This is a genomic window from Metaplanococcus flavidus (assembly GCF_042675885.1).
Taxonomy (GTDB): domain Bacteria; phylum Bacillota; class Bacilli; order Bacillales_A; family Planococcaceae; genus Planococcus; species Planococcus flavidus.
Window position 1 is genome coordinate 147,188 of sequence record NZ_JBHTKI010000022.1, and the last position, 24,729, is coordinate 171,916.

Consider the following 24,729-nt stretch of genomic DNA (forward strand, 5'->3'; position numbering starts at 1 on the left):
AGAATTGGAAAACGTTTCAGTAAATTTGGAATTTAGAGCTAATTCTTTTTTTCTTGAAAAAAGGAAATAAAAAGGAAGAGAAGCCGCCTTGTCGACAGCGTTTCTCTTCCTTCAGTTTCCGGGCAATCAGAGTTCTGCTATACCGGGTTCTCGATTGAACCCATGAACAGGATCACGCCGGTTTCTTCGTCCGTAATTGCGAAGAAGAATGGCCGGTCTACAATCAGTTCAAATGGCGGTTCTGCTGGTCCTGATGTATCGACCCCTATAGAAGTGACTGCCGCTGCTTCGGTTCCTTCCTCACTCACGTTGATAAAGCTTTTCTGTTTCACTTCACTGATCAACAAACCGCTGCTTGTTTCGAACATTTTCGATAAGTCAGCACTGCTGAAGGCGGTTTCCATGCCAAGTTCCTGCAAAGTATCATTTAAATTCACTTCGTATTCCAGTTCAAATTTAGGCAGCATCACGGTGCCTAAATTCGACTCGAATCCGGCCATCCACCCGGCCCATTCTTCTTCATTCATCGATGCTTTGAATTCGTCCAATGAAGAGGTTTCAGCCGGCAGAAATACATGCATATTCATCTCACCCTCGCCGTAAGGAAGTGACACAGCCTGAAAGTTGTCGGTCTCCAGGTAAGAGAGCTGCTCGTTCAAGCTCATCAGCGGAACTTGTGCTGTTGAACCATCCTCCAGGTGGAAAGGCCGTTCAACAGTCGCGTCCTCAGGAAACGGGTACTGCCACGCTCCATTAAAGTAAATCGCATTCAACAGCATGGCCACCAAATTGCCGGGCAGCGGACTTTCAGCCATCTTGTCGATTCTTTCATTTGTTGCGTCACTGACCCAATCATTGATTGCGTCTGCTGAAGCGGGATCTGTAATGTCAATGGTTTCTAACCTGGCGTTATAGTAATCCTGACTGCTTTCTGTAAAACTCTCACGAAACGTATAACCTTCTTTTGCCCAGATGGAATTCGCTATATTCAGTTCAATATCTTCTGTATCACTGGCCAGTTTCGTGACAAGTGATGCATTTGCTTTGTTCATTTCTTCAGGAGCCAGCCCTTCCGCTTCAAGCACTTTGGCAATTTCATCTTTCGTTGCCCCCTCTGCTCCGTTATAGACCATCGCCAATGCCATATACAAACTTGTTGGCGACACAAAGATGTTTCCGTCTTCTTTGGCCGATAAATCTTTCAGCAGTTTCATGCCGAGTATGTTATTGGCCTCCGCAATCAGTTCGTAATCCGTTTCTCCATATTCCACATGATCCGCAATCTTCATACTGGCTTGATCTTGATCCTGCATAATACCGCAGCCTGACACAGCGGTTAGTAATCCCGTGACAATCAATAACTGAATCAATTTTTTCATGGGTCAACCCCCTTTAAACGCATTAGACTGGAAATAGGTGGGAAAGTTACAAGTTTTACATACTCAATATCCTGACAAGCAACCGGTTCATATCCGTTGCACTTTGCTGAAAATCCTGCCGGTGCCACTCTATCGCGAGGCCCAGAATGGCATTTGCCTGGTAGGCGCTGAGCATCGGTATTTCGATGTCCGTCTGATAATGATGGCTGATATCGTCTTTGATCAGTTTCTGCACTTGATCAAAAAGCAGATAATAATAGGACAGCGGCACGGTTTTCGAGAAAACGATGCGGTAGAATGGCTGATAAGTTTCGATATGATGAAAAATGCGGATGGTTGCTGGATTGACGTTTTTCGACAGCAGGCTTTCCACGTGTTTATACGGCTCCTGATAAGAATCCGCCAAATCTTTCATAATCATCTTAAAGTATTCCTCAAACAGGTTTTCAACTTGTCCATAATGCGTATAAAATGTTCCGCGATTGACCTTCGCCAGCCGGCATAATTCGGTTACGGAAATCGAGTTCAAACTCTTTTGCTCCAATAAATGCATAAGCGCTTTCCTTAACGCTTCTTTCGTCTTGAACACCCGTAAATCCGTTTTCATTTTTCCACCTCCCAGCGAACAGAATTCGTCATATTTTATGTTAATGAACAGTTTTGTCGTTTTTGTTTATTGAATATTCTTACTTTTTAAGTCTATAATTTTATTGTACACTTGTTCATTAAATATGAGGAGGTTTTATTGATGAGATTGGAAGGTAAAGTTGCGGTAGTTACAGGGGCTGCGTCCGGAATGGGCAAGGCGATTGCGGAATTGTATGCGGCTGAAGGCGCGAAAGTGGTCGTTGCGGACATGAATTTCGACGGCGCCGAAGCAGTGGTACAGGGCATTTCAGCGAACGGCGGAACCGCCAAAGCGGTGAAAGTGAACGTCATGAGCCAGGAAGATATCGACAACATGATTGATACAGCGGTAAATGAATTTGGCACATTGGATATTCTGGTCAATAACGCCGGCATTATGGATGGCTTTGAGCCAGTCGGCGAGATCACGGATGAAAAATGGGACCTGATTTTTGATGTAAATATGAAAGGCGTTATGCGGGCTACTCGTAAAGCGCTTCCGATTTTCCTTGAAAAAGGCAAAGGTGTCATCGTCAACACCGCTTCAACAGGCGGCTTGAACGGAGCTCACGCCGGTGCTGCATACGGCGCTTCAAAACATGCCGTTGTCGGCTTAACGAAAAACACCGGATTTATGTATGCCAACTCAGGCATCCGCTGCAACGCGATCGCACCAGGCGGCGTGGAAACCAACATCGGTTCCACGATGACGAACATCAGCGAATTCGGCGCCGGCCGGCTGCAGGCTGTGCACGGCTTAATGCCACGATCCGGGAAATCGGAAGAAATCGCCCAGGTGGCATTGTTCCTGGCATCAGACGAAGCAAGTTTCGTCAACGGCACAGTTGTCACTGCGGATGCAGGATGGACTTCTGCTTTTTAAGTGGAACAACTCGAAATGCCAGTCCCGCTTGAATGACGGATCGGCATTTTTTTGGGACGATTTTTGCATCCGGACAGTATTTTTGGAATGCGGACAGTATTCTGTCGGTTGCGGATAGTATTTTCATTCTCCGGATAGTATTAAAGCTGTTCCGGATAGTAAATCCATTTTATGGAAAAATAGAAAACCACTTTTCGTTAAAAATGCAGACGGACAATAAAATCATCTCCCTCCCTCTCAGTTGCCAGGGCAAAAGCGGATGTTTTTCGCCCCGCGAAAAATATCCATGGTTTAAAGGAAGCCTTAGCGGACGCTAAGGCTTTTTCAAATCGGGGTTTGGGTTGTTTGAGCGGGGCGGTAGAATTGGGGTGATTGCGGACATTGGGTCTGCCCAAATAAATTTATGAAACTCACTCCATCCACACTTTTAACAAGAAATTCTTACAATTTCTTCACCAAAACTTCCCTGCAACTCCATAAATCCTTGCATTTCCAACTCCCAAGACCATAAAACCAGCAACTATCCCCCTCCTGAATCGTCTTATAAGATTCATAGACAAGGAGCGTTAATAAGATGAAAAAGAAACTCCATTTAACAATTTTACTTTCTATTTCCCTTTATCTTGCGGGCAGGCTTGCAATGCTGTTTGTCATGGCCGATAAAAACCACCTTTTTATTTACAAAAATCACGATCTTGATTTGCTGCTTCCCTATGTTGATGTCGGACTTACGTTGCTGTTCTTTTACAGCTTATATAATTTTTTCAAAAACAGCCGGGCCATGAGGTACATTTCAATTGCGCTGATGGCATTTTTTATTCCATTCACAATTCTTGTATCTTTTTTATATATCGTCATGAATACAAACGACGAACACAGCAGACATTATTTCGATACTGCGGATGCCAATGAAGAACTCCTGGTGGTAATCGGACTAATGAAAGGTCTGCATCCTGATAGCGGGGATCCGCGGGATATTTATTTGTATGAAAAAATTGCTCCTTTTGTTTACAAAAAACTTGGACAAAGCCAGATTGGATTAGAAGGTGAGGAGTTGAGAAACCTTACTGTTAAACGTGTGGATACAGAAGAACTTTCAGTGGTAATCAATGAAAGAAGAATTTTTCTTGAGAAGAATGAATGAAACATGCAGCTTTCACACTCTTGAAGTCGGCGACCGAAGGAACTAAGGAGAACTTTCCGCTGGCCATTTTTCGTTGCAACCGAATACACAAAAATAAACGCCATCCTTTTTCTGGAAACTATATCAAATCCTGCGGTAGAGTAGATAAAGAGGGATTTTTATGAACAAAAGGAGCTAAAGTGATGACAAAACACGAAACAATCACACTTGAACCACAGGCAGTTTGGCAAGACGAACTGGCGGGCTATACACTTCGAAACGCATCACTCGATCCCAATAACGAGATTTGCCTATTGCTGGCAACTTCGGATCCAGAATTGATTGATGGAAGTTTTGTGCAAAGCAAAACCGCAGAATTCATTGATTACAAAGTTATTGTGCTCTCCGACAGCGCAAAAACAGTAATTCCCATCCCTCAACAACCATGGAATTATCACCATATCCAGCTCTTCGGCAAAGATCAGCTTCTTCTGGTTTGTGCGGGAGCCGTTAAATATGAAAATGGAGAAGCAGACGAAAACGCGAGAATCTTCGATACGGAAGGGAATTTCGTCCGTTCATTTTGCTTAGGGGATGGAATTGAACAGATTTCTGCAACGGCAGACAAAAAAATTTGGACTGGGTATTTTGATGAAGGGGTATTCGGCAATCATGGCTGGGATGATCCCATCGGTAAACACGGACTGATCAACTGGAATGAATTTGGAGAAATCATCTACACATACGAACAGCCAAACAAGCATTTCATCATGGATTGCCTGGCACTGAATGCGCCGTCAGACGACGAAGTCTGGTTTAAATGCGGGCTATGGGATTCTCAGATAGGCATTAGAAGAAATGGCAAAACGACTTATTACATGAACGAAGAAGTCCCTCTCTACCTTTCCGCTTTTGCCATGGATGACGATTACCTGTTGTCCGATGATACGGGCCGAAACAATGGGATTTTTCATTTAGCTAAGCGGACAGGTGCAGCGTACCATAAAGTGAATGAACTCAGTTTTATGGATCCGGCAGGGAAGCGCATATTCCCGCTCCGGGTCAGCGGACGGGGTGCTAAGCTCTTGCTGCAGTGTGAAAATGAAAGTTACTTATTTGATTTGGCAGAGTATAGAAATAACCGATTGTTGATTGAGGAAAGTTGAAGTGACTTTGAAAATAGTTTACAGGAAAAATTTTCATTTCCCTAAAAAAGAAGGCGCCAAATTCAGACGCCTTCTCATCTGATTTGATCTTCTCAAACTGCCTTTTCCTTGCCCGTCGTTATATACAACGCCCCAACCAGCAGCAAAGCGCTTATCGGGAAAATTGCCAGCACCCTGCTCACTTCCATTACTTCAGCTGACAGGACCAAAACAAGGTGCACCAGTATGAATATCACGGAAAATAAAAACGCACTGATGATGACGGATTTTTTCGCTTCCCTCTCATTCCTCCCGACCATTGCAATCACTGCAAATGGAGCTGCACACAATAAAGCCAGCACTCCGTAATTCAAATTCGCCAATCCACCTTCAAACAAATACGCTCCGAAAAGCAATCCGAACACAACCGCCGTTCCGTAAATTATTATAAATGCACCTATCATACTTCCTATTGCCATTGCGGCTTTCGATTTCAACATTTTTTCCACCCTTTCTCTCTGTATCAAAAAAGCTTCCTGCGAATCAAATAATGAAAGACAAAACTTGTAGCTGCTGAAATCACGATGTTTTTCAGCAGGGCTTTCCGTTTTGCACGCTTAACCAATAAACTGAACTGTTCACTTTTCCATTGTGTCCCTGTTTCTCTCACCATTTGTTAGCCCCTTTCCTCTTTTAAACGCTTGGGGGAGAATAAAGTAAACAGTTGTTAATCGCGCATAAATACATTTAATCGGGCGTATTTTTTTCTAATCGTGCATATTTTTATTTAATCGTGCACAAAAATTTTTAATCGCGCATAAAGTTTTCTAACCGCGCGCAAATCACCACATCAACAAATTCCTGCCTCTCCCAAACCCCCAAAAACCAAAAAAGAAGCTTTTCGCTGAGCGAAAAGCCTCTAATTAACCTAAAAACCTAATATTTATCAGTGGTCGCACCAAGAACGGCTGCCCGGATCATCGGAAGGTCGGCAAAAGACATCAATTCTTCCGGAGATCCCGAAACAACGACTCCGGAAACTTCCAACTCTTCCGCAGCAACTCCGGACGCCCCATCTCCCGCAATAACCTCGTGAATCCGTCCAGCTTCCTGCTGGAAGTCGCCTTCTTCTTGCCGCAGCCACTCAAGTTGCCGCATAAAAATGTCTGCCGACTCCAAAGCATCGCGGTACTGCAAAAAGCCATAAGCGTTGTATCCGTAAACCGGCTGCTGTTCTTCTTCCTGGTCAGCAGCCCTGCTGACATCCACCCAATACCAGTTCAGCTGATCCGAAAAACTCTCCTGCACTTCCTCTATTCCGTATGCAGCATCAAAAGAAAAGGCCATTTCCACTACTTTACTGCCGTCGATTTCCTCCAATAACTCCCGTTCATCCGGATAAAAATCATAATCGAGCACCGGGGAATAAAATTCAATCAAACGCTCCCCCTTAAAATACATAACCATTCGGTCATCCTCGACAGAGCCTCTTCCAGAGTATGAGGAAGTCCCGACTGCACGTGAAGACCCGAAAACGGTAAATGCCTTTTCCCGTGTTTCCCACGGAACCGGCACACCCGCCACGTATTTCGTGGAAGAAGTCACGATATTCGCTGAAAATGGTGTGTAATTGTACTGCGATCCCTCCATTTCCACATTGGCCCCGCGAATTGATCCCGCAGCGTAGTCGTAATTGTTTTCATTTTCCATATTTTTATACATCAGAAAAGTTCCCAGCCACAACAGGCCGGCAAACAGCAGCGAACTCACTATCACCGAAACCAGGATGTTGCGGATCAGCGATTTCCTTCGCGCCCTCTTTACCAGTTTCGAAAAATCGCCGTCTCCCGGAAACAACTCATTTTTTTCAGTCATAGCCTTGCCTCCTGTACTCATTCATAAATTCTTTGCGCGCGCGGTACAACGTCGTTTTGACCGAGTCTTCCTTCATGTCATACAACTCGGCAATCTCCCGTATGGCGAGATTGAGACTGTATTTCAACAATAATAATTGCTGATGTTTCGGTTTTAATTTCTTTAACACGCCATCAACGTCCTGTTTCTTTTCATTCTGCAGGACAGCATCTTCCGGCGTGAATTCCTCGAACAATTGCTGAAAATTAAACTTCAGGTCTATCGCCCGCCTCCGCGAGCGCTTCCGGTACAAATCATAATAGCCGTTGACAGCGACGCGGAACAGCCAGCTTTCCACATTTTTATGGCTGATGGAATCTATGTAGAGGATGAATTTATAGGCGGTATCCTGAACGATATCTTCTGCATCTTCTTTTGAAGCACCCATTTTCATCAAATAGGATTTCACAATTTTTAAATGATCATATAATTTTTGGTCCATCACTCGATCGCTCATTCACCGGCCTCCCCCCTTATAAACGTTCTTCTTCAGGAAAGGTGAACAATATTATGTAAAATTTTTATTTGAAATAAAATGAATTCTTTCAGACAAAAAAGCTGCACAGGAAGCATTCTCTTTACTTCCCGTACAGCTTTTTAAGCCTGTTCCGAATTCTTCGTTATATTCACCTGATGCGGGAACGGGATTTCGATGCCATTTGCATCAAGTGCTTCTTTGATGGCTTTGCGCAATTGGCGTTCGACCGCCCATTGCTCGCCGTTTTTCGCTTTTGCGATGACCCGCAACGTGACATCCGACATGCCAAATGCCTGAACGCCGATGACATCCGGACCTTCCACAATCGTTTCATTTTCCAGCGTGACATTTTCACACGCCGTCTGGATGACCGCGATTGCCTTGTCGATGTCTGCGTCATAGGATATGCCAATATCCACCAGTGCTCGCATATTGCCGCGCGAGTGGTTGCTGACGGTGGTGATGTCGCGGTTCGGTATGTAATTCAAAGTTCCGTCGAAGCTGCGGACCTGTGTTGTCCGTAACCCGACCGCTTCGACGATGCCATCGAGGTTTCCGACCGTTACATAATCATTGACGTCAATCTGTTTCTCCAGCAATAGGAAGAACCCGGTGACCACGTCACTGACGAGGCCCTGTGCCCCGAAACCAATCGCCAGGCCGACAATTCCGGCTCCTGCAATCAAACTCGCGACGGACAAGCCGAATATACTGAATATAGTGGCGACAAGTATAAATATCAGCACATACGAGAATACGTTCTCCGCTAAACTCTGCAAGGTCAACGCACGGCCTTTAGTGACATCGCCTTTCTTCGTTAATTTATCGAAAAAACGCCCGATCACTCGATTGCCTATCGCTTTGACAATCAGGAACGCTATAAGAATCCCGATAATTTGAGCTGCAATTATGCCAATATCGATCAGCAGCCCTTCCCAATTAAAATTTTCAACATCAACCAATCAAATCAATCCTTCCTGTTTCCTGGTGCAAAAGTCAGTAATACTCAAGATTTTCCATGTAAGGCCTTTACTTCCATGTTCCTTTATATCACAGATGGGTGAAAAATTTTAGTCTTGTCTTTTCAGTTCGCCGCGGAATTCGTACAACTTTGAAAAACCTTCGCGGATGCGAAGGTTTTCTTAGGCTATCGAGAGAATGTCCACTTCTCAATCATTTCGCTTTAGACGGACGCTTCATTCGGGTTCAAGGTAAAATCGGAATGCTAGTTTCTTGAAATAGGCTTAAAATTTTGCTTTTAGAGAAAACAATCTGAGATATGGAGCAAAACAGCGAAGACGCCCAGGGGACCAAGCGAAGTGCTGAGATCCACTCGGGCGAAGTGTAACGAGCCCGAGTTAGCTCAGCGCGAGCCAAGAGTTGGCCGAAGGAAGTTCGGCCGACTCTTTGCGACGAAGCTAGCGCAGCGATGCAGGAGCACGGGTTTTGGCAAGCGAAGCTGTTTTGCGGAATATCGGTTTTCATTCTTACTTTCTCAACAAGCTCGAAAAACCTTCGCCGATGCGAAGGTTTTCTTAAAAGATTAGAATTTTCAACACTGTGAAAAACATGCGCTTCCTAATTCCTGTTGTCAGCAACCCATTTACATCAATATTAACTTCTCATAAGTCAACTCATCACAAATCACGTAGAGACGTGCATCTTCCGGAATCGGATCTTCCAGCCGGCGGACGATGCTGAAATCATGTCCTTCTGCTATCAAATTAGCCCCCTGCTGCATTAACGCTTCAAATGCATCACCATATGTCTTCCATGAAGACTGGGGTTCAATCTCCCATATATTCTCTCCATATGCATCGTTTAGTAATTTACTATATAATCGACTGGCCCCGTGATGCATCATCGACTTCGTCATTAATTGAGGGAACGATTCACTGGACAGCACGAATTCATTTACACCCGCGTGCTTAAACATTCTGATATGGTTTTTATGCGTAATTTCGGCTATGGTGTAAATATCTATTCCTTTTTCTGCAGCATATCTTTCAACAGCGGATGCAATGAGGAGCGTTTTGCCGTCAGCCTGTACTTCATATTCATAATCAGAAGCAAAAACTGCTACAGAATCAGCTCTGTCAATATTCGCTTGCTCCAATATTTTCTGTTCTGTCGGATTTCCCTGAATATAATGAAACCGGTCATGCTTAAAAGGAGCTTCTTTAAGGTGGTCTATCAACACCACATCTTTTTCTATGCCTCTGTTCAGCAAAAGTTCTATAATGGTTTTTTCGACACTTTTTGACCATCCGATAACCAAAAAATGATTTTTGCCAGTATAACTTAGCTTCCCTTCCATTTTAAGCCTCCCATAATAAGTGTAAGTATCCACGATTTTGCCGAGTATGATACCAATCAGGCCAATTCCGAATAAATACAGGAACATCCCGAATATCCTTCCGGGTACTGTAACAGGAGAATAGTCTCCAAAACCGACAGTCGTAACCGTTGTCAAAACCCACCACAGGCCATTGAAAGGTGTCCCGAATGTTTCGGGTTCGATATAGTAGATGATAAAAGCACTGGCAATATAAAAAAGGCTGGCAAACAGGACAACTTTGGCTGTATTGATTCTTACCACTTGTTTAATCAGGTTAAAAATAGGACGGACCTCCCTTCTGTTCCATAACAAGAGAACACAGGAATACAGGCAACCCAAATAATAGTTCTTTTTGCAACCATACCCTTAATTCATTTACCTGCAAACGTGCTTCAAGAAGTTTACCGACAGCGCATACATTTTCATCTAAGTTTTAGTAACCTGTGAAAATAATATTAAAAACCGCTCTGGCCTATGTAAGGCTGGAGCGGTTTTGAATTTATTCCAATTTGACTTTGCGCTGCACGAACCATTGCTTGAAGACCCCGCTGAGATCATTCGGCACATCGCGGATATTGCTGACGTGAATCGGCTTCGCGCGGTTAATGAAACTCAGGCTCCCGACGCCAAACATTCGCTGCAGTTTGGACTGGCTGACCTCGATTTCCTGTATCCGCTCCCTGCGGGTGATAAAGGTGGTCGTTGTAAACCCGCCTGTCCGGATCTGGATCGAATCCCCCTCCAGTGCATAGCGCGTGAACAAGTATTCGAACAGACGACTGACGAGACTGAAGGCAAACAGAATCCCTGCAATCCATAGGAGTGACGGCTGGAAGAACCATAAGCCAACAGCAGCAAGAATTGTCATGTAATACGGACGCATCAGCTTCAGCCAGATCGTGTTGCGGGGCAGGCGCTTCAAATTCTCCTGCACCGTATATTGCGGCATCAGCTCATTCAGCAAGCGGTAAGCTTCCTGTGTCTTCATGAACGGGTAAAGCGAATTGGTTTCCAGCTCATCCCCCACATTGACCGCTCCTGCGCTGATCAATTTGATTTCAACAATACCCAGGATACGTTTAATCAGCGGTTGTTCAATTTGAATTGCCTGGACTTTATTGCGCTGGATCGAAAACGTATGGACCTGTCCGACCCCCCGCGAAATATAAATCCGTTCCTTATCCGCTGCAATCCGGTAATTCCCGTAGCGGATTGTCGTCATAACATAGCCGATCAGCGAAGAGATGATGACGGCGGCAATAAAGAGCGGGATGAGCAGCCAGAGATGATCGGCAAAATAGAAGAAGGCATTTTCAGCTTCATCTTCCAGTGAGAAAAAATCATCGATCTGGAAATACAATGCCAGCAGGATCGGAAAGATGGCGAGAAAACTGAGCGACGTGAAAGCGGCGCGCAGCGTATCCCGCTTTGTCGACTGGAAATATTCCCGTCGTTCCGCCTTTTTAGGCTGCACCTGCAAGTCTTCGCTTGCTTCACTTTCTTCGGACTCAATCGATGGAGCCACATCAGTGTCTCCTCTTTCGATCATGCGGATAATCTCATCCGCTTCCTGCCTTTTCAAAACCGGGAAACGGACTGACGCCTCTTCACTGGAAGTCCCGGTCTCAAGCGTCAGCGACGTCAAACCGAACCAATTATGGATGAAGGTGGTAGCCGTCTTTTTATTCTGCACCCGGTTGAACGCAATGGTCCGTACTTTTTTGACGAATATACCCTCACGTAAGGTGATGGATGTTGGATCGACTTCATAGGTATGCAGCCACCACGACAAAAAGATCTTTACAACCGTAAATGCCGCTGCAGCCAGGAAAGCGATTTTTGCCCAGAGGATCCAGCCGGTCGTTACGTCATAATTGAAAATAAACAGGACCAATATAAAGAAAAAGCTGTTGCGCAGAAATGCAAAAAATTCCACAAGCAGATAAGCAGGATGGTAGCGTTTCGCTTCGCCGGAATTATTCAAAGGAATCATCTTCCTTCACATTGGCATACGACGCAATCAGTGAACGCAGCTTCAGCGCTTCTTCCTGCGGGATAGCGGGTATCGTGTGGCTTGAAGCAGTCGTGCCGATCTTCAATGAATAAAGTCCGGCTTTTCTCAGGAATGGTCCCTGATCCGTCATGACATACTCGATTTTCGCCATTGGTATGATTTTATGTTCAACATTCCAGCGGCCATGTTTAAGCTGAATGAAATTCTCGTCGACGTCATAGCGCCAGGTGCGCTGAATAAAAACCGGTTCGATCCAAATACTGAAAATAGCCGACAAAATCGTGATGCCGATGAGCACATAAAGGGTAATATTGACCCAGTTGTACCAATCCCACAAATGGCTGGCAGTCAATAATGCGCCAAAGCCCAGCAGGAAAGAACCGTGCCCGATGGTGTTGGTCATCCGCCAGATTTGGATGATTTTCGTTGAAATTTGTCTTTCCGGTTCTTTTAATATGTATTCCATGTATTTCACCTCATTCTTATTACGGATGTGCAGTTATTAAGTTTCGGAAATTTCGTGTTACTCCTATTCAAAAGAAAATATCCGCTTTTATCAAGATGCTTCGACAAATTCAAGATATTCATTTTGGCAATGGCCTCTTGCTTTTATTATATATGCTGTACTAATTATCTAGGGAAACCGATATTCCGCAAAAACAGCTTCGAAGACAGTAGGTGTGTCCTGCACGGATACTGTCTTTGCGACGAAGTGCGCAGCACTGCAGGAGCACGATTTTAAGGCTGCTCCTGCATCGCTGCGCTGCTTCGTCGCAAAGAGCCGGCCTTGCAGGCTACGGCCAACTCTTGGCTCGTGCTGAGCTAACTCGGGCTCGTTTCACTTCGCCCGAGTGGATCTCATCACTTCGCTTGGTCCCCTGGGCGTCTTCGCTGTTTTGCTCCATATCTGGATGTAACCCTAGCGCCGGCGCGAAGAGTGGTCTTCTCGGCTTATTCCAGGAGCCCAGATGTGCCCATGCAAAGATGGTACCTCTTTCGCGACGAGCGTGCGCAGTAGCATAATCTCTGCCCTTGTACAAAGCGACGAAGCGGCATATTAAGTGTAATTCTTTTATTAAACTAATTTAGCATTAAAGACCTGAATAAAGCACCCCCTTCGAAGAAGTTCTGTTATTCCAGAACCCTACGAATCGGAGTGCTTTTCAAAAAGGTTACGCCCGAATCCATTTCCAGATCTCACCTGGAGTGGCATTTTTCCCGTACATCAGGATACCAATTTTGAAGATTTTGCCGGCAAGTTTCATGAAAATCAGAACACTGATGGCGAGAATTGCGATGGCAATGCCAATCTCCACCCACGGCCATTCTTCCAAGAGCGATAAGCGAAGAATCAGAACGCCCGGCGCAGTGAATGGTACATAACTTCCAAGCTGAGCCCAGAAACCGCTCGGATCGCTGAACACTGGCCCTATGAAAAGGAAGGGGCTGAATGGCAGCATCATGACCATGCCCTGGAAATTGCCAGCCGTCGAGATATCGGCCATCGTGGCACCGATGCCGACAAACAAAGCCGCATACAGCAGGTATCCAAGAATCGAGATGAGCAACAGCACCAGAAGTTCGGGCACCAGCAGATACTCGATAATCGGGAAATCGATTTTCCAGATGAGCGCAGGGAGTGCGATGACAATGAAGACGATCACCTGGATGATGCCGAGGACGAAATAGCCGATGATCTTGCCTTGCATCAAGTCAGCCGGCGTCAGCGACGACAGGATGATTTCTGCTATTTTGTCTTTCTTCTCCTGAGAAGCGCTTTGGAAAATCGCCATTCCCGTAAAGACGATCGACAGCATCACGACGGCTGCAAAGATGCCTGGAATCACGCGCGCCAGTATCGATTCACTGAACAGACCACTGTCTTCGGTTTCATCGGAAGCATCTTCAAAAACGATGCCTTGCGCGACGACTCCCGCTTCATCCGGTGTCAGACCGAGCTGTTCAATCTGCATCATCTGCAAAGGACCGCCCAGAAGCTGGACCTCTTCCATGAAGGCGGGGTTGGTTTCTTCGCCCGTGTAGACAGCCACATTGCCTGTTTCTACCGACTGTTCATCGATAAAGACATATGCTGCATCCTCTTCGCTTTCAAGTGCCGCAGCTGCTTCCTGTTCAGTAACTTCTGTCGGTTCCATTTGCCATTCGGTATTTGCTGCCGCCATCTCCAGCTGATCGTAGACGCCAAGCCCTTCATTGACATAGACAGTCGTCGTTGCTGCTTCGTCATCCGAACTGAACAGATCCGGCAGCAGGAAAAATGCCAGAAAAATAAGCGGTGTCAGAACCAGGCCGATGATGAACGATTTGCTTTTCATATTGCGTTTGATTTCCCATTTGGCGACTTTCATCGTATTACGCATGCACTTCACCCGCTTCCTTCAATAAATTCTTGTCCGTAGCGATATCGATGAAAATTTCATGAAGCGAAATCCGGTCAATCGATAATTCCTGGATATCCATTTCTCCCGGAAGATTCTTCAGCCAAAAAGCCGGATCGACGTTTTTCGACAGATAGAGCACCGCCGTGTCATCGCTCTGCTCCACCCGTTCCACTTCCGGCAGACTTTCAAGCAACACAAGGCTGTTGCTGCCGTGAATGGTACATTTAAAGTTCGCGTATTCCTTTTTCACATCGCTCAAGCTCCCCGAAATCACTTTGCTTCCGCGGTGAATCAGAAACAGCCGGTCCGCCATTTCCTCCACGAGATTCATCTGATGTGATGACAATAAAATCGCTGTTCCGTTTTTAGCGAGCGACCGGATCTCATCCTTAAACAGTTCCTGGCTGACGGGATCCAGCCCCGAAAAAGGCTCATCCAGTATCAGCAATTCCGGCTCATGGATAATCGAAGCGATAAATTGGATTTTCTGCCCCATCCCTTTCGACAATTCTTCCACCGATACTTTGTCTTTGCCTTCGAGTCCGAATTTCTCCAGGTATTCCAGCGCGCGCTGCTTGGCGCGGTCCAGCGGATAATCCTTCAATTCTGCCAGATACAGCAGAATATCCATCACTTTAACGTTTTTGTACAAGCCCCGTTCTTCCGGCAAATAGCCGATTTTATTGCGGGGAATGTCTTTGGTCGTGCCGTTCCGGAATGTGATGGTCCCTTCATCGGGATACATGATGCCCATGATGTTTCGGATCGTCGTCGATTTCCCCGCTCCGTTCGGCCCCAGCAGCGCCATGATTTCCCCTTTTTTAACTTCGAATGAAATATTCGAGACAATTTTCTTGTCTTTAAATGATTTTCCCAGTCCTTCTACGGCGAGCATCGTTTCCATTCCTCTCATCCCCTTTCAATTTTCATTTCAGCAGCAGACTGATGATGTCTTCCAGTTCCAACGCATTGTCGTCAATGACGTCGATTTCCTGTTCCACAAAGTACTGTTCCGTTGCGTAAGGGTTTTCAGAAACCAGCTGATTGGTCGAGCGCGAAAGTTCACCTGGCACTGGACCGGCGGGCATTGCCGTCAGCCAATAGCGGCGGAATCCCGTTATCAGCAAGTCTTTCTCGTAGCGGCCGATCGCTTGTCCATCCTGAATCAGGAACAGGTAATCCGCCAGTTTTCGCAGATCATCGGGCTGATGCGATGTCATAATAACTGCACGGTCCTCTTTCTCCATCCATTCAACAAGAAGATCCATTACCACTGTTTTCGACGGAATATCGAGTGACGCAGTCGGTTCATCGAGAATGAGGATATCCGTGCTGCGCGGCAATGCCAGCGACAGCGTAAGCTTTTGTTGAACGCCGGGTGATAATTTACCAAAACGTTTATCCAGCGGCACCCCGAAAAGTTCGATCATGCGCTCAAAAAGTGCCTGATCCCATTTTGTGTATAAGGGCGCGATTAATTTCTGCAAGTCGTTCCCTGTATAAGCATTCCAGCCCACTGCAATCTGTGGCTGAAAAGTAATGTGCCTCTTCCAGCTTTCATCTGCACCGTTAACCGGTTTGCCAAAAACTCGAATCTCTCCTCCGTCCAAATTGACCAAATTCATGATCAGCTTCAGCAAGTTGCTTTTGCCGGAACCATTATTGCCGACAAATGCGGTAATGGTCCCTGGTTCCACCGCTAAACTGATGGGCCCCAGTTGAAACCCTTCTATCTCTTTCCTGACATCTTTTAATTCGATCCACGGAAGCATTGGTCATTCCCCTTTCTCAAGCTCCTTTAATGTCTGCTCAAAAACTGCTTTGATTTCTTCCACTGCATAGTCGTAATCCATCGCATTGCGGATCGCCCGTCGGAATTCTTCCTGAACCGACGAGGTCATCACTTCCTGTTTCGTGGTGGTCAGGATCTCTGCGACGAAAGTTCCTTTGCCGTGGGCTGTCTGGATAAACCCCTGCGCCTCCAGGTCCTGATAGGCACGACGGATGGTAATGACGCTGATTTCCAGATCCTTCGACAACGCACGTATCGAAGGAAGCGGTGTGCCGGCCGTCAAATGCCCACCGGCAATCAGAGCTTTCAACTGCTTTTCAATTTGATGGTAAATAGGTTCACGCGAATCTTTGGATATACGTATCGGCAGCAAAAGCAGGCCCCCCTCTCACAGATAATCCGTTTTCTTCATCGTTCTTTTCATATCCATCTGCCAGTATTTCCAGCCTCCGACGATCAGGATGATGGCAATCAAACTCGACAGTAATGTCCATTCCGTTGCAAGCACCATCGTCCAATAGATGAAGCCTTCATTCGACAGCAGTAACAATAAGTAGATGGCGCCAATTCCCAGCAGCATATAGATGAACGACAGCACGATAGCTTTGGTTTTGAAATTCCCACCTGCTTCACTGGCCGCCATCATAAAACCGACAGTTATCGACAAAGCCAGCCAAATCAGCAAAAATGATACGTACGCAAGAGGCGTCATCATTTCCCTGAAATTTTCTGAGATCAGTGGCATCGAGATAAGAAGAGCCAACTGAAGCGGAAATGAACAAAGCGCATGGATAATGAATCGGCTTTTGATAATGACTTTTTTTGTGACGGGCAATTGCTGCATCATGACAATCGATGGCGCTGTCCACAAATCACCATCCAATTTCTGCATCTGAAATTCCTTGCCCTTCGTCCAGGTCGGAAACAAAAAGAAAATCAGCAAAAACATCAAATCGAAAAACTGAAATTCTCCATTCAGGTAGATTTCAAATGACTGCATAAAAATCATGCTCGCGACGATATAGAAAGCCATAATCAGCAATAAATTCCTTCGTGAAGCTTTTATCTCAAAAGCCGCCAGCCGGTAAGCCTGTTTCCACTCATTCATATTGGAGCACTCCTTTTAACTGTTATACTGTTTATACTCATATACACAGTAGCATATATTTTTTGGAATGGTCAATTGGTTTAGGAAATTAATTACAATTTAAATTGACATGACGGAGTGAATTTGAAAGGGGAAAGGTGGAAAGGCATAAGAAAAACGCCTAATCTGCTGAAGCATTGGGCGTTTGGTAATGTGGTGAAGAAAGTTTTGGGAATTTGGCGATATGAAAAAAATTTTCGCCCTGTGGAAAGCTTCCTTTTGGATGTGGGGCTTTGAGAAAGGGGAAAATTGGCGAGCGGAATGATTTGCGTGCGATTGTTTGGTGTTTGTGTGCGATTATTTTCATTTGCGTGCGATTAAAACGATTTATGCTCGATTAAATTATTTTATGCGCGATTAGAAATTTTTATGCGCGATTAAAAAAAAGATATGCACGTTCAGCATTTCCTCCCTACAATTTTGAAAGAAAAATTAAAAGTCCACATAAAACGGTTGCACTTCTTCGTTCAGGCATAATTCGATGCGGTCCCGGAAATTTTTCCAGGTTACCATTTCGAGTGCTTCAGCGATTGGAAAGAATCCCACTTCCAGGCTTTCTGCGGACGTCGTCGGTGTGCCTCCGACCGGCTTCGCCAGAAACAACGTGTTACAGATGGACGCCTCCACATTCTGAAAGATGCCGCAGAACTTCAGAATCTCCACTTCGATGCCCGACTCTTCCAAAGTCTCCCGAATGGCGGCGTCTTTCAGCGACTCGCCTTCTTCGACTTGCCCGCCCGGCATCTCCCAGCCGCGCCGCGGACCCTTGATCAGTAGCATTTCCCCTTGCGCATTCAACACAATCGTGGCTGCTGAAACAATGTGCTTTGGCGGTGAGTACACTGCTTGTATGGTTTGTTCTTTTGGTGTCATAGGTAATCCCCCATTCTATTTTGTCTTTCTTTTATTAAGAAGAATATACCATATTATTCCTGTTTTGAACCTCTGCTTTTAGCCTCGTCGAACAGTCATTTACTGAAACGCATTTATTTTAAAAACGCGTTACTCTTTACAGAATCTTCTGCTAATATGGAATAAAATGGATTATTGATAGGAGGTGTCTATGAAGAAAATATCTTTGTTATCGCTGATATTTATATTTTTGATTTCTTCCCCCGTGCAGGCATTGAGCTGGGCTTATCCTTTCGTGGTTTGGGACGGCAAAGTTTACGAAGTGAAAGAAGAAGAAATCCTCCAAGACAATGAAATTGGAAAAGCCATCGGGGAAGTAAAGACCCAAACAGATGACATGACTGGAAATTATTACGGAGATGCTTCGAATTTTTATCCAAAAGGAACGCAGTATTATGAAATAACTGGAACCTCAACTTCCACAGCAATCGCCGTAGAAGCCGACAATCTTTGGGTTAAGGCTGAATATGTCCACAAGGTGCCTTTCCACATCATGAATGTTCTCACCAGCTTTTATTTCATAGCGGCTATTGTAGGCGTTGTCCTGATCATAAGTGGAATCCTTATCCGAAACAGTAAGTTTGTCGCTAGATGACACTCCAGTACGACGAGCTCAAATCTGTATTTTCTCACACACTCATAAATGCTGAGTTCTGGATCACCTTTTAGAAAGAAGGGAACCACTTGAAAAAGTTAAGCGCTCCGGTAACTCTCTTTATCGCTTTATCCCTGATGGCGGCATGCCAGGAAGATAGGAATTCTGCAGTTACAGGCAATGAAATTCATCTGTCAGATGTGTATCCTTCATCTTTTGACGAAGTTAAGGAAATTGAAATAGTGGATGGCACATCGGGGGACTCTACTTTAATTTCCGCAACAGATGAAATTAAGAGCTTTTTGGATCAATTAGAACAGGTGAAATGGGAAGAAGTTCGGCGGGACGAAGAACGAGAAGGTTATTTGTGGATGGTCAAAATAAAATCTGGAGATGAAGAAATCCAAATCACCAGTTACTCGATGGGTGACCGCGAGTTCAACCACAATCCTAAATTTAATGACTACGCTTCCAGTTACTTTCAGAAATAAAATCGCAAAAAACAAAGTGGCCAGGGACTTTTTATGTTTCTGGTCACTTTGTTCAATTAAAAGAAAATTTAAGTGTGTTGTGATCAAGTATTAAAAAGTTTTCCGTTCAATGCATCGATATACCGCATAGCTGAGCGCTGAACCGCAGCTCCCGCATCTTCTTTTATAATGCGATGAAAAGCATCGTAAATTCGATTAAAGGTAATTTCATCCAGCTGCCCAGCCATTCTTTCGACGGTAGACGCCGGCAAAGGAATAAAGTTCGGGTAACTGTACATGAAGCTCACCCAGCGGCGGTCTGCAACTACCCGCATGATGTCCCCTGTCAGCAAAACGCCTTTCCGGGCATTTCCCGCTTTCCATTCTGTTATGGTTGCGCCCTTGAAATGGCCTCCAATACGATGCAAAATCATATTACTTGTTAACTCGAGGGATTCGCCTGACCAAAAGATGATTCTGTCGCTTGGCCTCGTCACCCATTCCTTGTCGTCTTCGTGGATATAGATTTTTGCATCGAACGCCTCTGCCCATTCGACTTGTGTCGAATAATAATGAGGATGCGATAATGCAATAGCATCAATGCCGCCCAACTTTTTTATTTCACCAATCGTTATCGAATCGATATACGTGATGCAGTCCCATAATAAGTTAAAATTCTTCTCTTGAACGAGATAAGCTGTTTGTCCAATGGCAAAACCAGGTGCAGTGGAAATGTTGAACAGCCCTTCCTCTTCAGGTGCGATGTTATTCTTATAGATTTGAGACTGGATCATTTCTTCTAATGTTGTCCACGTTTGACCAGTCGGGTTCACATATTGCCGCTCCTCATTGCATATTAAGCATTTTTCAGGCGCCGCTGCTGAACTGCCAACTTGCACCCCACAAGTATTGCAGATGAAATTCTTCATTTTCTTCATCCTTTCATTTTTTTAAATCTATGTATGTGAAAACTATATATCCCGAATTAACTAAACTACTCACTAAACATTATATCCTAAAAATTCCAATCAAAAGTCAGTCATAGGTCTCGTTTACTTATTATGCGCCAGATTTTCAGCCAAATTTGCCGGAATAAAGATTGAATGATCATAGAATGTCAAAAACCGCTCATAGACTACCGAAAACCGCTCATAGAAATTTTTACGCCAAAAAAAAGAGAAACCCGGATCCGAATTTCTTCATTACTTGCTTCAATTATTCAATAAAAGTGGATTCAGGTTTTTGCAAGGTTAACTTTTGCTTTCGTCGCGCTCGGCTCACACTCCATAACGCGCCAATCACATAACACACCAGCACCACCAAAACGAAAGTCAGCGGATTGAAGAAAATCGAGTTGGAAAAAGGATTCAGAAGAGGAATTTCTGAAGCGGTCTTCAGATCGTCTCTTTTCAGCAGTATTTCCGTCCGCACGGCATCAGCTTCCAGATAAGTGTAAACGGCAATGCTTATCGCTGTCAGCACACTGATTGCCACGCTCACAAACAGGATACGTTTTTCCCTGTATCTCTCCGCCAATCTCATGGAAAGTTCTACAGTGCCGTATAGAAAATAAAAGAAGAACGGCATGACAAAAACAACGGGGAACAACCCGGGATTTCCATTGCCGCCGGCATAACCGTCTGCCCCTAAAGGTTCGGTGAGAAAGTTAATTGCGTAAAATCCCAACATCACCATTACTGTGGAAATTACATATAGAAAAATCAGAATTTTATTCATGAAATCCCCCCTGTTCACCTCCCCTTAATTACCAGTTTAAATCCTACAAATCTCCTTACTCCGCATGCTCTTCATTCAATCTATTAATCAATTCAACAGCCTCGTCGATATGGCTGACGGCAAAAATCTCAATGGCGAGATTTTGTGACTCCTTTGCTTTCTCGGCTACGTCAGCGTTTTCACTCGGAACAATCATGAATGGATATTCTTTTTCCTCCGCGATCATCAGCTTTTCTGTGACCATACCGATGGCACTAACTTCGCCATGCCCATCCAACGCCCCAGTTACACCGAATTCCAAATCATTCTGGAGTTTATTTTGCTCTATCAAACCGGTTAACGCCAAACCCAAGCCGGCGCTGTCTCCGGAATTATTCCCACTTTCCAGAAACCGCTCGATACCAGTTGTTTCATAATCGAGGTATTCGCTGACATTCCCGGCCATTTCAGATACTTCATCGTTACGGATACCAAGTAACTGCAGAATTGCCATGTTTCTGCTGTGGTACCGGATTTTATTGTTCATCTTATCCAAGTGAACTAGGGTCTGATCACTCTTTCCATAGTTTTTAACAAGCCATTCTTCATCATCAATAAATTTAACATATGAAATTCCGACACCCATTAAATTTATGCCAGAATTGTCAGCTGCTTCAACTGGCTCCAGATGCACCAATGCCCTGAACGTCAAGTGCTCATACTGAACAAGCAAACTGTCATAAGAGAAAAGTAAGCCCACCAATACAACAACCAAGCTAATTTTATTAGCTTTAGATTTTTCGTGGCGATATCGGATTAGAGCAATCATTGCTGCAGTAAATATTAAAAACAATACTCCTACTACAATAAAAGTGTTGATCAAATCAAAATAGAAAGCAACGCTCAGACCTATGTAAAAAACAATGATTGCAATGATTGATAAAAGAAAACGAGAAATCATTTTTCTCCCTCCACTTAAACTTTTTAAATAAAAAACAGAAATTTCCGTCTTTTTAGCTTATACTGAATATAGCATTTACTAACAAATAATCTTAAGCATCCGGAAAATTTTTTATGAGCATATGGCAATAAAATTGCGATTAACCACAAAAGACTGCAGTCATCGCAATTTTATATACTCTTATCATCTTCTCCTATTCTGTTTCTAAAAATAATAAAAATGAAACTGATTAACATATAATAAATAGCGATTATGGATAAACTATCAGTCATGACTTCCAGTGCGTTATAACTTTTAATAATAATTTTCCATAAAAACGAACTAAACAAAAACAGAATAGGAAACAAGAGAAAATAACCGATGAAATATACTGTCCTTATTTTAGTCATCGCTTTTTAACCACCATCGTTACACTACAATTTTTCACCATGTAATTTTGCCTCCCAAAATCCAGTTTATTATTGTTATTATAACAGTTCAGTTTTTAAATTGGATTAAATTTGAAAATATGGTCTCTGTCTAACTCAGAAAGGATGATTGTGTATGCCTTCCTATCAGCCGATTGACCCTGCGCAGGCGAGAGAAATCAGAGCCGGGCTGAAAGCGGACTGTTCGCAATGTTTCGGATTGTGCTGCATAGCCCTCAACCTGATTGCTTCAAGTGATTTCGCGATCAATAAGCCGGCGGGAGTACCCTGTCCAAATCTGCAGGAAGATTTCCGCTGCAGTATACACAGCGAACTGAGGGAAACGGGTTTTAAAGGATGCACAGTATTTGACTGCCTTGGTGCTGGCCAAATGATTGCGCAATCGACGTTTGACGGACAAAGCTGGAAAAAGGAGCCGGAGAATGCCGAGAAAATGTTCAAGTCATTGCCGGTAATGCAGCAGCTGTTTGAGATGATCGCCTTTGTCGCTGAAGCCTTGTCTTATGAAACGACTACACTTCTGCAGCAGGACTTAACCAAACAATTGGAAGAGTTGCAAAGGCTGACAAACTTAAACGCAGACGAGTTATTGAATCTGGATTTGATTTCCTGTCGGGCTCCCGTGAATGATCTGTTACTAAAAGCGAGCAGTGAGCTGCGCCACCGGATTTCGAATAGAGTGCCGCGCCAACAGAAAAAGCGGGATCTGGAACTGCGGGGTGCCGATTGGATGGGGAAAAATTTAACGCGTCAGGATTTGAGAGGCACCAACTTCAGGGGAGCCTATTTTTGACGCAGATGCAGATCAATTCAGCAAAAGGAGATGCGGAAACGCAATTGCCGCATCATATAGAGCGACCATTTCACTGGTCCGTTTCGCAGCAATGAAAAGTTGAAACCTCATTATTAATTGTCAGGTTCTTTAAAGTTCCTTGTTGATTATTCCACTAACGGAGCAGTTTAGTGAATGACCAGGATATTAAATATAGAGAGGATTGCTAAAATGGCAATTGTTATAGGTTATGTAATTGCATTTACAGGTGCGTTTGCAGCTTTTCTGTTAAGCATAAATAAACCGAAAAACAAAAAATATAAGGTATGGGGAATTGCTCTTATGATACCAATTTCACCAGCTTTCGCTTTTGCGACAGGGAGAACCTATGCAATCCTTACAGAAAATGGTTGGGCAGCATTGGTTATGTGGTATATTTTCCCTTTCATTTTCATCGTCGGACTCGTTATGTTATTGGTTGGTATTTTCAATAAAGAAGAGACCGAGACGTTAGTTCAATAAGACAATAAAACCAAACAGAACCAATTATTAAAAAGGAAGATCAAGCGCTTATGAATAAGCTGATTGATCTTCCTTTTGCATTTGGTCATTTTGATATTGTTATCCACAGAAAAATGAAGGAAGTTTACTTTATGATATACGATTTAAATTCTCCAATACTTATCCCCGTGTGGATAAAGGCTTTTCTCGCTAACTTTCGTGAACTTGCCGATTCGAAGTATGAAAATCACATGTCTTAATATGATCATCTATCATCCCGATCGCCTGCAGAAATGAATACGTCGTAACCGCCCCTACAAATTTAACCCCTCTCTTCTTCAAATCTTTGCTGATTTGGAGGGACAAAGGAGATTCGGCAGGCATTTGCGCTTGGGTTTCCCACTGATTGATAATCGGTTCATTTTCCACAAAGCTCCACAGGAAATCGGCAAAACTCCCGAATTCCTGTTGGATCCGCAAAACGACTTCGGCATTGGAGCTTACCGATTTCAGCTTCGCAAAATGCTTGATGACATTATAATTTTCTTTTATAGTTTCCAGATCCGCGTCACTCAGATTAGCACAATATTCGATATCAAAATTATGAAAAGCAGCCTGGTAGGCTTCACGTTTCCCTATGACAATACTCCACGATAGCCCCGCCTGTGCGCCTTCCAAATTCAGCATTTCGAAAATATATCGGTCATTCCGGCTGGGCCTGCACCATTCTTCGTCATGATAAGCCTGCATCTTTTCACTGCTGTTCGGCCATGAACATTGTTCCATTTCCGCGCCACCTCTTTCGTTCTATTGAACCTACTTTACCACTACCAATTAGACAACTGCGTGTCTTATTTAAAATAAAACTGATGCAAATCCATCGACGATTATTTTCAAAAATACACTGAGCAAACAAGAAGGTTTTTTCACTTTTCGCCTGCGAAAAGCATCCATTTGTCTTTTGTTTTGAGCTTTTGGAGGGATATTGGCCACAATAAGGGCTAATATCCGCTTCTTGGACTGCTTTTTCTCATCGGCGGGTCGGCATATTAGCGGATATCCGTGTTCGGGAGATTATATCCGCGCTCAGCGAATTATTTCCGCGTTCAGCGATTTATATCCGTGTTAAAAA

General features: G+C 44.2%; 27 protein-coding genes. 7 read left to right on the top strand and 20 right to left on the bottom strand.

Going from position 1 to position 24,729, the window contains the following annotated elements:
- Positions 1–137 precede the first annotated feature (137 nt).
- Both ACFQ1X_RS14185 and ACFQ1X_RS14190 read right to left on the bottom strand, forming a co-directional pair.
- Entirely contained in the window at positions 138–1,379 is a 1,242-nt protein-coding gene (locus ACFQ1X_RS14185) for a serpin family protein (RefSeq protein ID WP_144838450.1), read from the bottom strand.
- Between the two features lie 55 nt (positions 1,380–1,434).
- A complete protein-coding gene (locus ACFQ1X_RS14190) occupies positions 1,435–1,986 on the bottom strand; it encodes a TetR/AcrR family transcriptional regulator (RefSeq protein WP_144838452.1) in 552 nt (183 codons plus the stop codon).
- Between the two features lie 141 nt (positions 1,987–2,127).
- Here ACFQ1X_RS14190 and ACFQ1X_RS14195 point away from each other — a divergent pair, with 141 nt between their 5' ends.
- The 3 genes from ACFQ1X_RS14195 to ACFQ1X_RS14205 all read left to right on the top strand — a co-directional run bounded on the left by ACFQ1X_RS14195 (position 2,128) and on the right by ACFQ1X_RS14205 (position 5,178).
- A complete protein-coding gene (locus ACFQ1X_RS14195) occupies positions 2,128–2,889 on the top strand; it encodes an SDR family oxidoreductase (RefSeq protein WP_144838454.1) in 762 nt (253 codons plus the stop codon).
- A 574-nt stretch (positions 2,890–3,463) separates the two neighbouring features.
- A complete protein-coding gene (locus ACFQ1X_RS14200) occupies positions 3,464–4,033 on the top strand; it encodes a hypothetical protein (protein WP_144838456.1) in 570 nt (189 codons plus the stop codon).
- 182 nt (positions 4,034–4,215) lie between these two features.
- Positions 4,216–5,178, top strand: a complete 963-nt coding sequence (locus tag ACFQ1X_RS14205) for a hypothetical protein (RefSeq protein ID WP_144838457.1) — start codon at positions 4,216–4,218, stop codon at positions 5,176–5,178.
- A 92-nt stretch (positions 5,179–5,270) separates the two neighbouring features.
- On the opposite strand, the gene ACFQ1X_RS14210 is transcribed toward ACFQ1X_RS14205, so the two are convergent.
- The 14 genes from ACFQ1X_RS14210 to ACFQ1X_RS14275 all read right to left on the bottom strand — a co-directional run bounded on the left by ACFQ1X_RS14210 (position 5,271) and on the right by ACFQ1X_RS14275 (position 18,115).
- Positions 5,271–5,657, bottom strand: a complete 387-nt coding sequence (locus ACFQ1X_RS14210) for a hypothetical protein (protein WP_144838459.1) — start codon at positions 5,655–5,657, stop codon at positions 5,271–5,273.
- 23 nt (positions 5,658–5,680) lie between these two features.
- Positions 5,681–5,830, bottom strand: a complete 150-nt coding sequence (locus ACFQ1X_RS14215; RefSeq protein ID WP_379083087.1) for a hypothetical protein — start codon at positions 5,828–5,830, stop codon at positions 5,681–5,683.
- 263 nt (positions 5,831–6,093) lie between these two features.
- Positions 6,094–7,032, bottom strand: a complete 939-nt coding sequence (locus ACFQ1X_RS14220) for an anti sigma factor C-terminal domain-containing protein (protein ID WP_379083090.1) — start codon at positions 7,030–7,032, stop codon at positions 6,094–6,096.
- Positions 7,025–7,528, bottom strand: coding sequence for an RNA polymerase sigma factor (locus tag ACFQ1X_RS14225; protein WP_144838463.1), 504 nt, complete (start codon positions 7,526–7,528; stop codon positions 7,025–7,027). The genes ACFQ1X_RS14220 and ACFQ1X_RS14225 overlap by 8 nt, the downstream gene beginning before the upstream one ends.
- A 140-nt stretch (positions 7,529–7,668) precedes the next feature.
- Positions 7,669–8,511: a mechanosensitive ion channel family protein gene (locus tag ACFQ1X_RS14230; protein WP_144838464.1), complete on the bottom strand. Its 843-nt coding sequence runs from the start codon at positions 8,509–8,511 to the stop codon at positions 7,669–7,671.
- A 641-nt stretch (positions 8,512–9,152) separates the two neighbouring features.
- On the bottom strand, positions 9,153–10,148 hold the full coding sequence (locus tag ACFQ1X_RS14235; RefSeq protein ID WP_379083094.1) for a potassium channel family protein: 996 nt from the start codon (positions 10,146–10,148) through the stop codon (positions 9,153–9,155).
- Positions 10,149–10,386: 238 nt separating this feature from the next.
- Entirely contained in the window at positions 10,387–11,871 is a 1,485-nt protein-coding gene (locus ACFQ1X_RS14240; RefSeq protein ID WP_379083097.1) for a PH domain-containing protein, read from the bottom strand.
- Positions 11,864–12,367 (bottom strand): PH domain-containing protein, encoded by a 504-nt coding sequence (locus tag ACFQ1X_RS14245; RefSeq protein ID WP_144838502.1) that lies wholly within the window; start codon positions 12,365–12,367, stop codon positions 11,864–11,866. Before ACFQ1X_RS14245 ends, ACFQ1X_RS14240 begins: the two co-directional genes overlap by 8 nt.
- 706 nt (positions 12,368–13,073) lie before the next feature.
- Positions 13,074–14,282 carry an ABC transporter permease gene (locus ACFQ1X_RS14250; protein ID WP_144838504.1) on the bottom strand — a complete coding sequence of 403 codons (1,209 nt, stop codon included), beginning with the start codon at positions 14,280–14,282 and terminating at the stop codon, positions 13,074–13,076.
- Positions 14,275–15,207: an ABC transporter ATP-binding protein gene (locus ACFQ1X_RS14255; protein ID WP_144838506.1), complete on the bottom strand. Its 933-nt coding sequence runs from the start codon at positions 15,205–15,207 to the stop codon at positions 14,275–14,277. The genes ACFQ1X_RS14250 and ACFQ1X_RS14255 overlap by 8 nt, the downstream gene beginning before the upstream one ends.
- A gap of 22 nt (positions 15,208–15,229) precedes the next feature.
- Positions 15,230–16,075, bottom strand: coding sequence for an ATP-binding cassette domain-containing protein (locus ACFQ1X_RS14260; protein ID WP_144838508.1), 846 nt, complete (start codon positions 16,073–16,075; stop codon positions 15,230–15,232).
- A 3-nt stretch (positions 16,076–16,078) separates the two neighbouring features.
- Positions 16,079–16,468: a GntR family transcriptional regulator gene (locus ACFQ1X_RS14265; protein ID WP_379083102.1), complete on the bottom strand. Its 390-nt coding sequence runs from the start codon at positions 16,466–16,468 to the stop codon at positions 16,079–16,081.
- A 15-nt stretch (positions 16,469–16,483) separates the two neighbouring features.
- Positions 16,484–17,203 carry a hypothetical protein gene (locus ACFQ1X_RS14270; protein WP_144838512.1) on the bottom strand — a complete coding sequence of 240 codons (720 nt, stop codon included), beginning with the start codon at positions 17,201–17,203 and terminating at the stop codon, positions 16,484–16,486.
- Between the two features lie 471 nt (positions 17,204–17,674).
- A complete protein-coding gene (locus tag ACFQ1X_RS14275) occupies positions 17,675–18,115 on the bottom strand; it encodes an NUDIX hydrolase (protein ID WP_144838514.1) in 441 nt (146 codons plus the stop codon).
- Between the two features lie 190 nt (positions 18,116–18,305).
- Here ACFQ1X_RS14275 and ACFQ1X_RS14280 point away from each other — a divergent pair, with 190 nt between their 5' ends.
- On the top strand, positions 18,306–18,749 hold the full coding sequence (locus ACFQ1X_RS14280) for a hypothetical protein (protein WP_144838516.1): 444 nt from the start codon (positions 18,306–18,308) through the stop codon (positions 18,747–18,749).
- 89 nt (positions 18,750–18,838) lie between these two features.
- Positions 18,839–19,240 (top strand): hypothetical protein, encoded by a 402-nt coding sequence (locus ACFQ1X_RS14285; protein ID WP_144838518.1) that lies wholly within the window; start codon positions 18,839–18,841, stop codon positions 19,238–19,240.
- Between the two features lie 83 nt (positions 19,241–19,323).
- Here the strand turns inward: ACFQ1X_RS14285 and ACFQ1X_RS14290 are convergent, their stop codons facing one another.
- The 3 genes from ACFQ1X_RS14290 to ACFQ1X_RS14300 all read right to left on the bottom strand — a co-directional run bounded on the left by ACFQ1X_RS14290 (position 19,324) and on the right by ACFQ1X_RS14300 (position 21,896).
- Positions 19,324–20,148 carry an MBL fold metallo-hydrolase gene (locus ACFQ1X_RS14290; protein WP_144838520.1) on the bottom strand — a complete coding sequence of 275 codons (825 nt, stop codon included), beginning with the start codon at positions 20,146–20,148 and terminating at the stop codon, positions 19,324–19,326.
- Between the two features lie 286 nt (positions 20,149–20,434).
- Positions 20,435–20,956, bottom strand: coding sequence for a hypothetical protein (locus ACFQ1X_RS14295; RefSeq protein ID WP_144838522.1), 522 nt, complete (start codon positions 20,954–20,956; stop codon positions 20,435–20,437).
- Positions 20,957–21,011: 55 nt separating this feature from the next.
- A complete protein-coding gene (locus ACFQ1X_RS14300; protein WP_144838524.1) occupies positions 21,012–21,896 on the bottom strand; it encodes a S16 family serine protease in 885 nt (294 codons plus the stop codon).
- Between the two features lie 543 nt (positions 21,897–22,439).
- Between ACFQ1X_RS14300 and ACFQ1X_RS14305 the strand changes: the two genes are divergently transcribed.
- Positions 22,440–23,117 (top strand): pentapeptide repeat-containing protein, encoded by a 678-nt coding sequence (locus ACFQ1X_RS14305; protein WP_379083108.1) that lies wholly within the window; start codon positions 22,440–22,442, stop codon positions 23,115–23,117.
- 210 nt (positions 23,118–23,327) lie between these two features.
- Positions 23,328–23,618: a hypothetical protein gene (locus ACFQ1X_RS14310; protein WP_144838650.1), complete on the top strand. Its 291-nt coding sequence runs from the start codon at positions 23,328–23,330 to the stop codon at positions 23,616–23,618.
- 189 nt (positions 23,619–23,807) lie between these two features.
- Here the strand turns inward: ACFQ1X_RS14310 and ACFQ1X_RS14315 are convergent, their stop codons facing one another.
- Positions 23,808–24,383: a DNA-3-methyladenine glycosylase I gene (locus ACFQ1X_RS14315; protein ID WP_144838528.1), complete on the bottom strand. Its 576-nt coding sequence runs from the start codon at positions 24,381–24,383 to the stop codon at positions 23,808–23,810.
- Positions 24,384–24,729 lie beyond the last annotated feature (346 nt).

What these genes read in the sequence shown, in the direction of transcription:
- ACFQ1X_RS14185 (WP_144838450.1), bottom strand. Translation starts at nt 1,379, where the DNA reads ATGAAAAAATTGATTCAGTTATTGATTGTCACGGGATTACTAACCGCT.
- ACFQ1X_RS14190 (WP_144838452.1), bottom strand. Translation starts at nt 1,986, where the DNA reads ATGAAAACGGATTTACGGGTGTTCAAGACGAAAGAAGCGTTAAGGAAA.
- ACFQ1X_RS14195 (WP_144838454.1), top strand. Translation starts at nt 2,128, where the DNA reads ATGAGATTGGAAGGTAAAGTTGCGGTAGTTACAGGGGCTGCGTCCGGA.
- ACFQ1X_RS14200 (WP_144838456.1), top strand. Translation starts at nt 3,464, where the DNA reads ATGAAAAAGAAACTCCATTTAACAATTTTACTTTCTATTTCCCTTTAT.
- ACFQ1X_RS14205 (WP_144838457.1), top strand. Translation starts at nt 4,216, where the DNA reads ATGACAAAACACGAAACAATCACACTTGAACCACAGGCAGTTTGGCAA.
- ACFQ1X_RS14210 (WP_144838459.1), bottom strand. Translation starts at nt 5,657, where the DNA reads ATGTTGAAATCGAAAGCCGCAATGGCAATAGGAAGTATGATAGGTGCA.
- ACFQ1X_RS14215 (WP_379083087.1), bottom strand. Translation starts at nt 5,830, where the DNA reads ATGGTGAGAGAAACAGGGACACAATGGAAAAGTGAACAGTTCAGTTTA.
- ACFQ1X_RS14220 (WP_379083090.1), bottom strand. Translation starts at nt 7,032, where the DNA reads ATGACTGAAAAAAATGAGTTGTTTCCGGGAGACGGCGATTTTTCGAAA.
- ACFQ1X_RS14225 (WP_144838463.1), bottom strand. Translation starts at nt 7,528, where the DNA reads ATGAGCGATCGAGTGATGGACCAAAAATTATATGATCATTTAAAAATT.
- ACFQ1X_RS14245 (WP_144838502.1), bottom strand. Translation starts at nt 12,367, where the DNA reads ATGGAATACATATTAAAAGAACCGGAAAGACAAATTTCAACGAAAATC.
- ACFQ1X_RS14250 (WP_144838504.1), bottom strand. Translation starts at nt 14,282, where the DNA reads ATGCGTAATACGATGAAAGTCGCCAAATGGGAAATCAAACGCAATATG.
- ACFQ1X_RS14255 (WP_144838506.1), bottom strand. Translation starts at nt 15,207, where the DNA reads ATGGAAACGATGCTCGCCGTAGAAGGACTGGGAAAATCATTTAAAGAC.
- ACFQ1X_RS14260 (WP_144838508.1), bottom strand. Translation starts at nt 16,075, where the DNA reads ATGCTTCCGTGGATCGAATTAAAAGATGTCAGGAAAGAGATAGAAGGG.
- ACFQ1X_RS14270 (WP_144838512.1), bottom strand. Translation starts at nt 17,203, where the DNA reads ATGAATGAGTGGAAACAGGCTTACCGGCTGGCGGCTTTTGAGATAAAA.
- ACFQ1X_RS14275 (WP_144838514.1), bottom strand. Translation starts at nt 18,115, where the DNA reads ATGACACCAAAAGAACAAACCATACAAGCAGTGTACTCACCGCCAAAG.
- ACFQ1X_RS14280 (WP_144838516.1), top strand. Translation starts at nt 18,306, where the DNA reads ATGAAGAAAATATCTTTGTTATCGCTGATATTTATATTTTTGATTTCT.
- ACFQ1X_RS14290 (WP_144838520.1), bottom strand. Translation starts at nt 20,148, where the DNA reads ATGAAGAATTTCATCTGCAATACTTGTGGGGTGCAAGTTGGCAGTTCA.
- ACFQ1X_RS14295 (WP_144838522.1), bottom strand. Translation starts at nt 20,956, where the DNA reads ATGAATAAAATTCTGATTTTTCTATATGTAATTTCCACAGTAATGGTG.
- ACFQ1X_RS14300 (WP_144838524.1), bottom strand. Translation starts at nt 21,896, where the DNA reads ATGATTTCTCGTTTTCTTTTATCAATCATTGCAATCATTGTTTTTTAC.
- ACFQ1X_RS14305 (WP_379083108.1), top strand. Translation starts at nt 22,440, where the DNA reads ATGCCTTCCTATCAGCCGATTGACCCTGCGCAGGCGAGAGAAATCAGA.
- ACFQ1X_RS14310 (WP_144838650.1), top strand. Translation starts at nt 23,328, where the DNA reads ATGGCAATTGTTATAGGTTATGTAATTGCATTTACAGGTGCGTTTGCA.
- ACFQ1X_RS14315 (WP_144838528.1), bottom strand. Translation starts at nt 24,383, where the DNA reads ATGGAACAATGTTCATGGCCGAACAGCAGTGAAAAGATGCAGGCTTAT.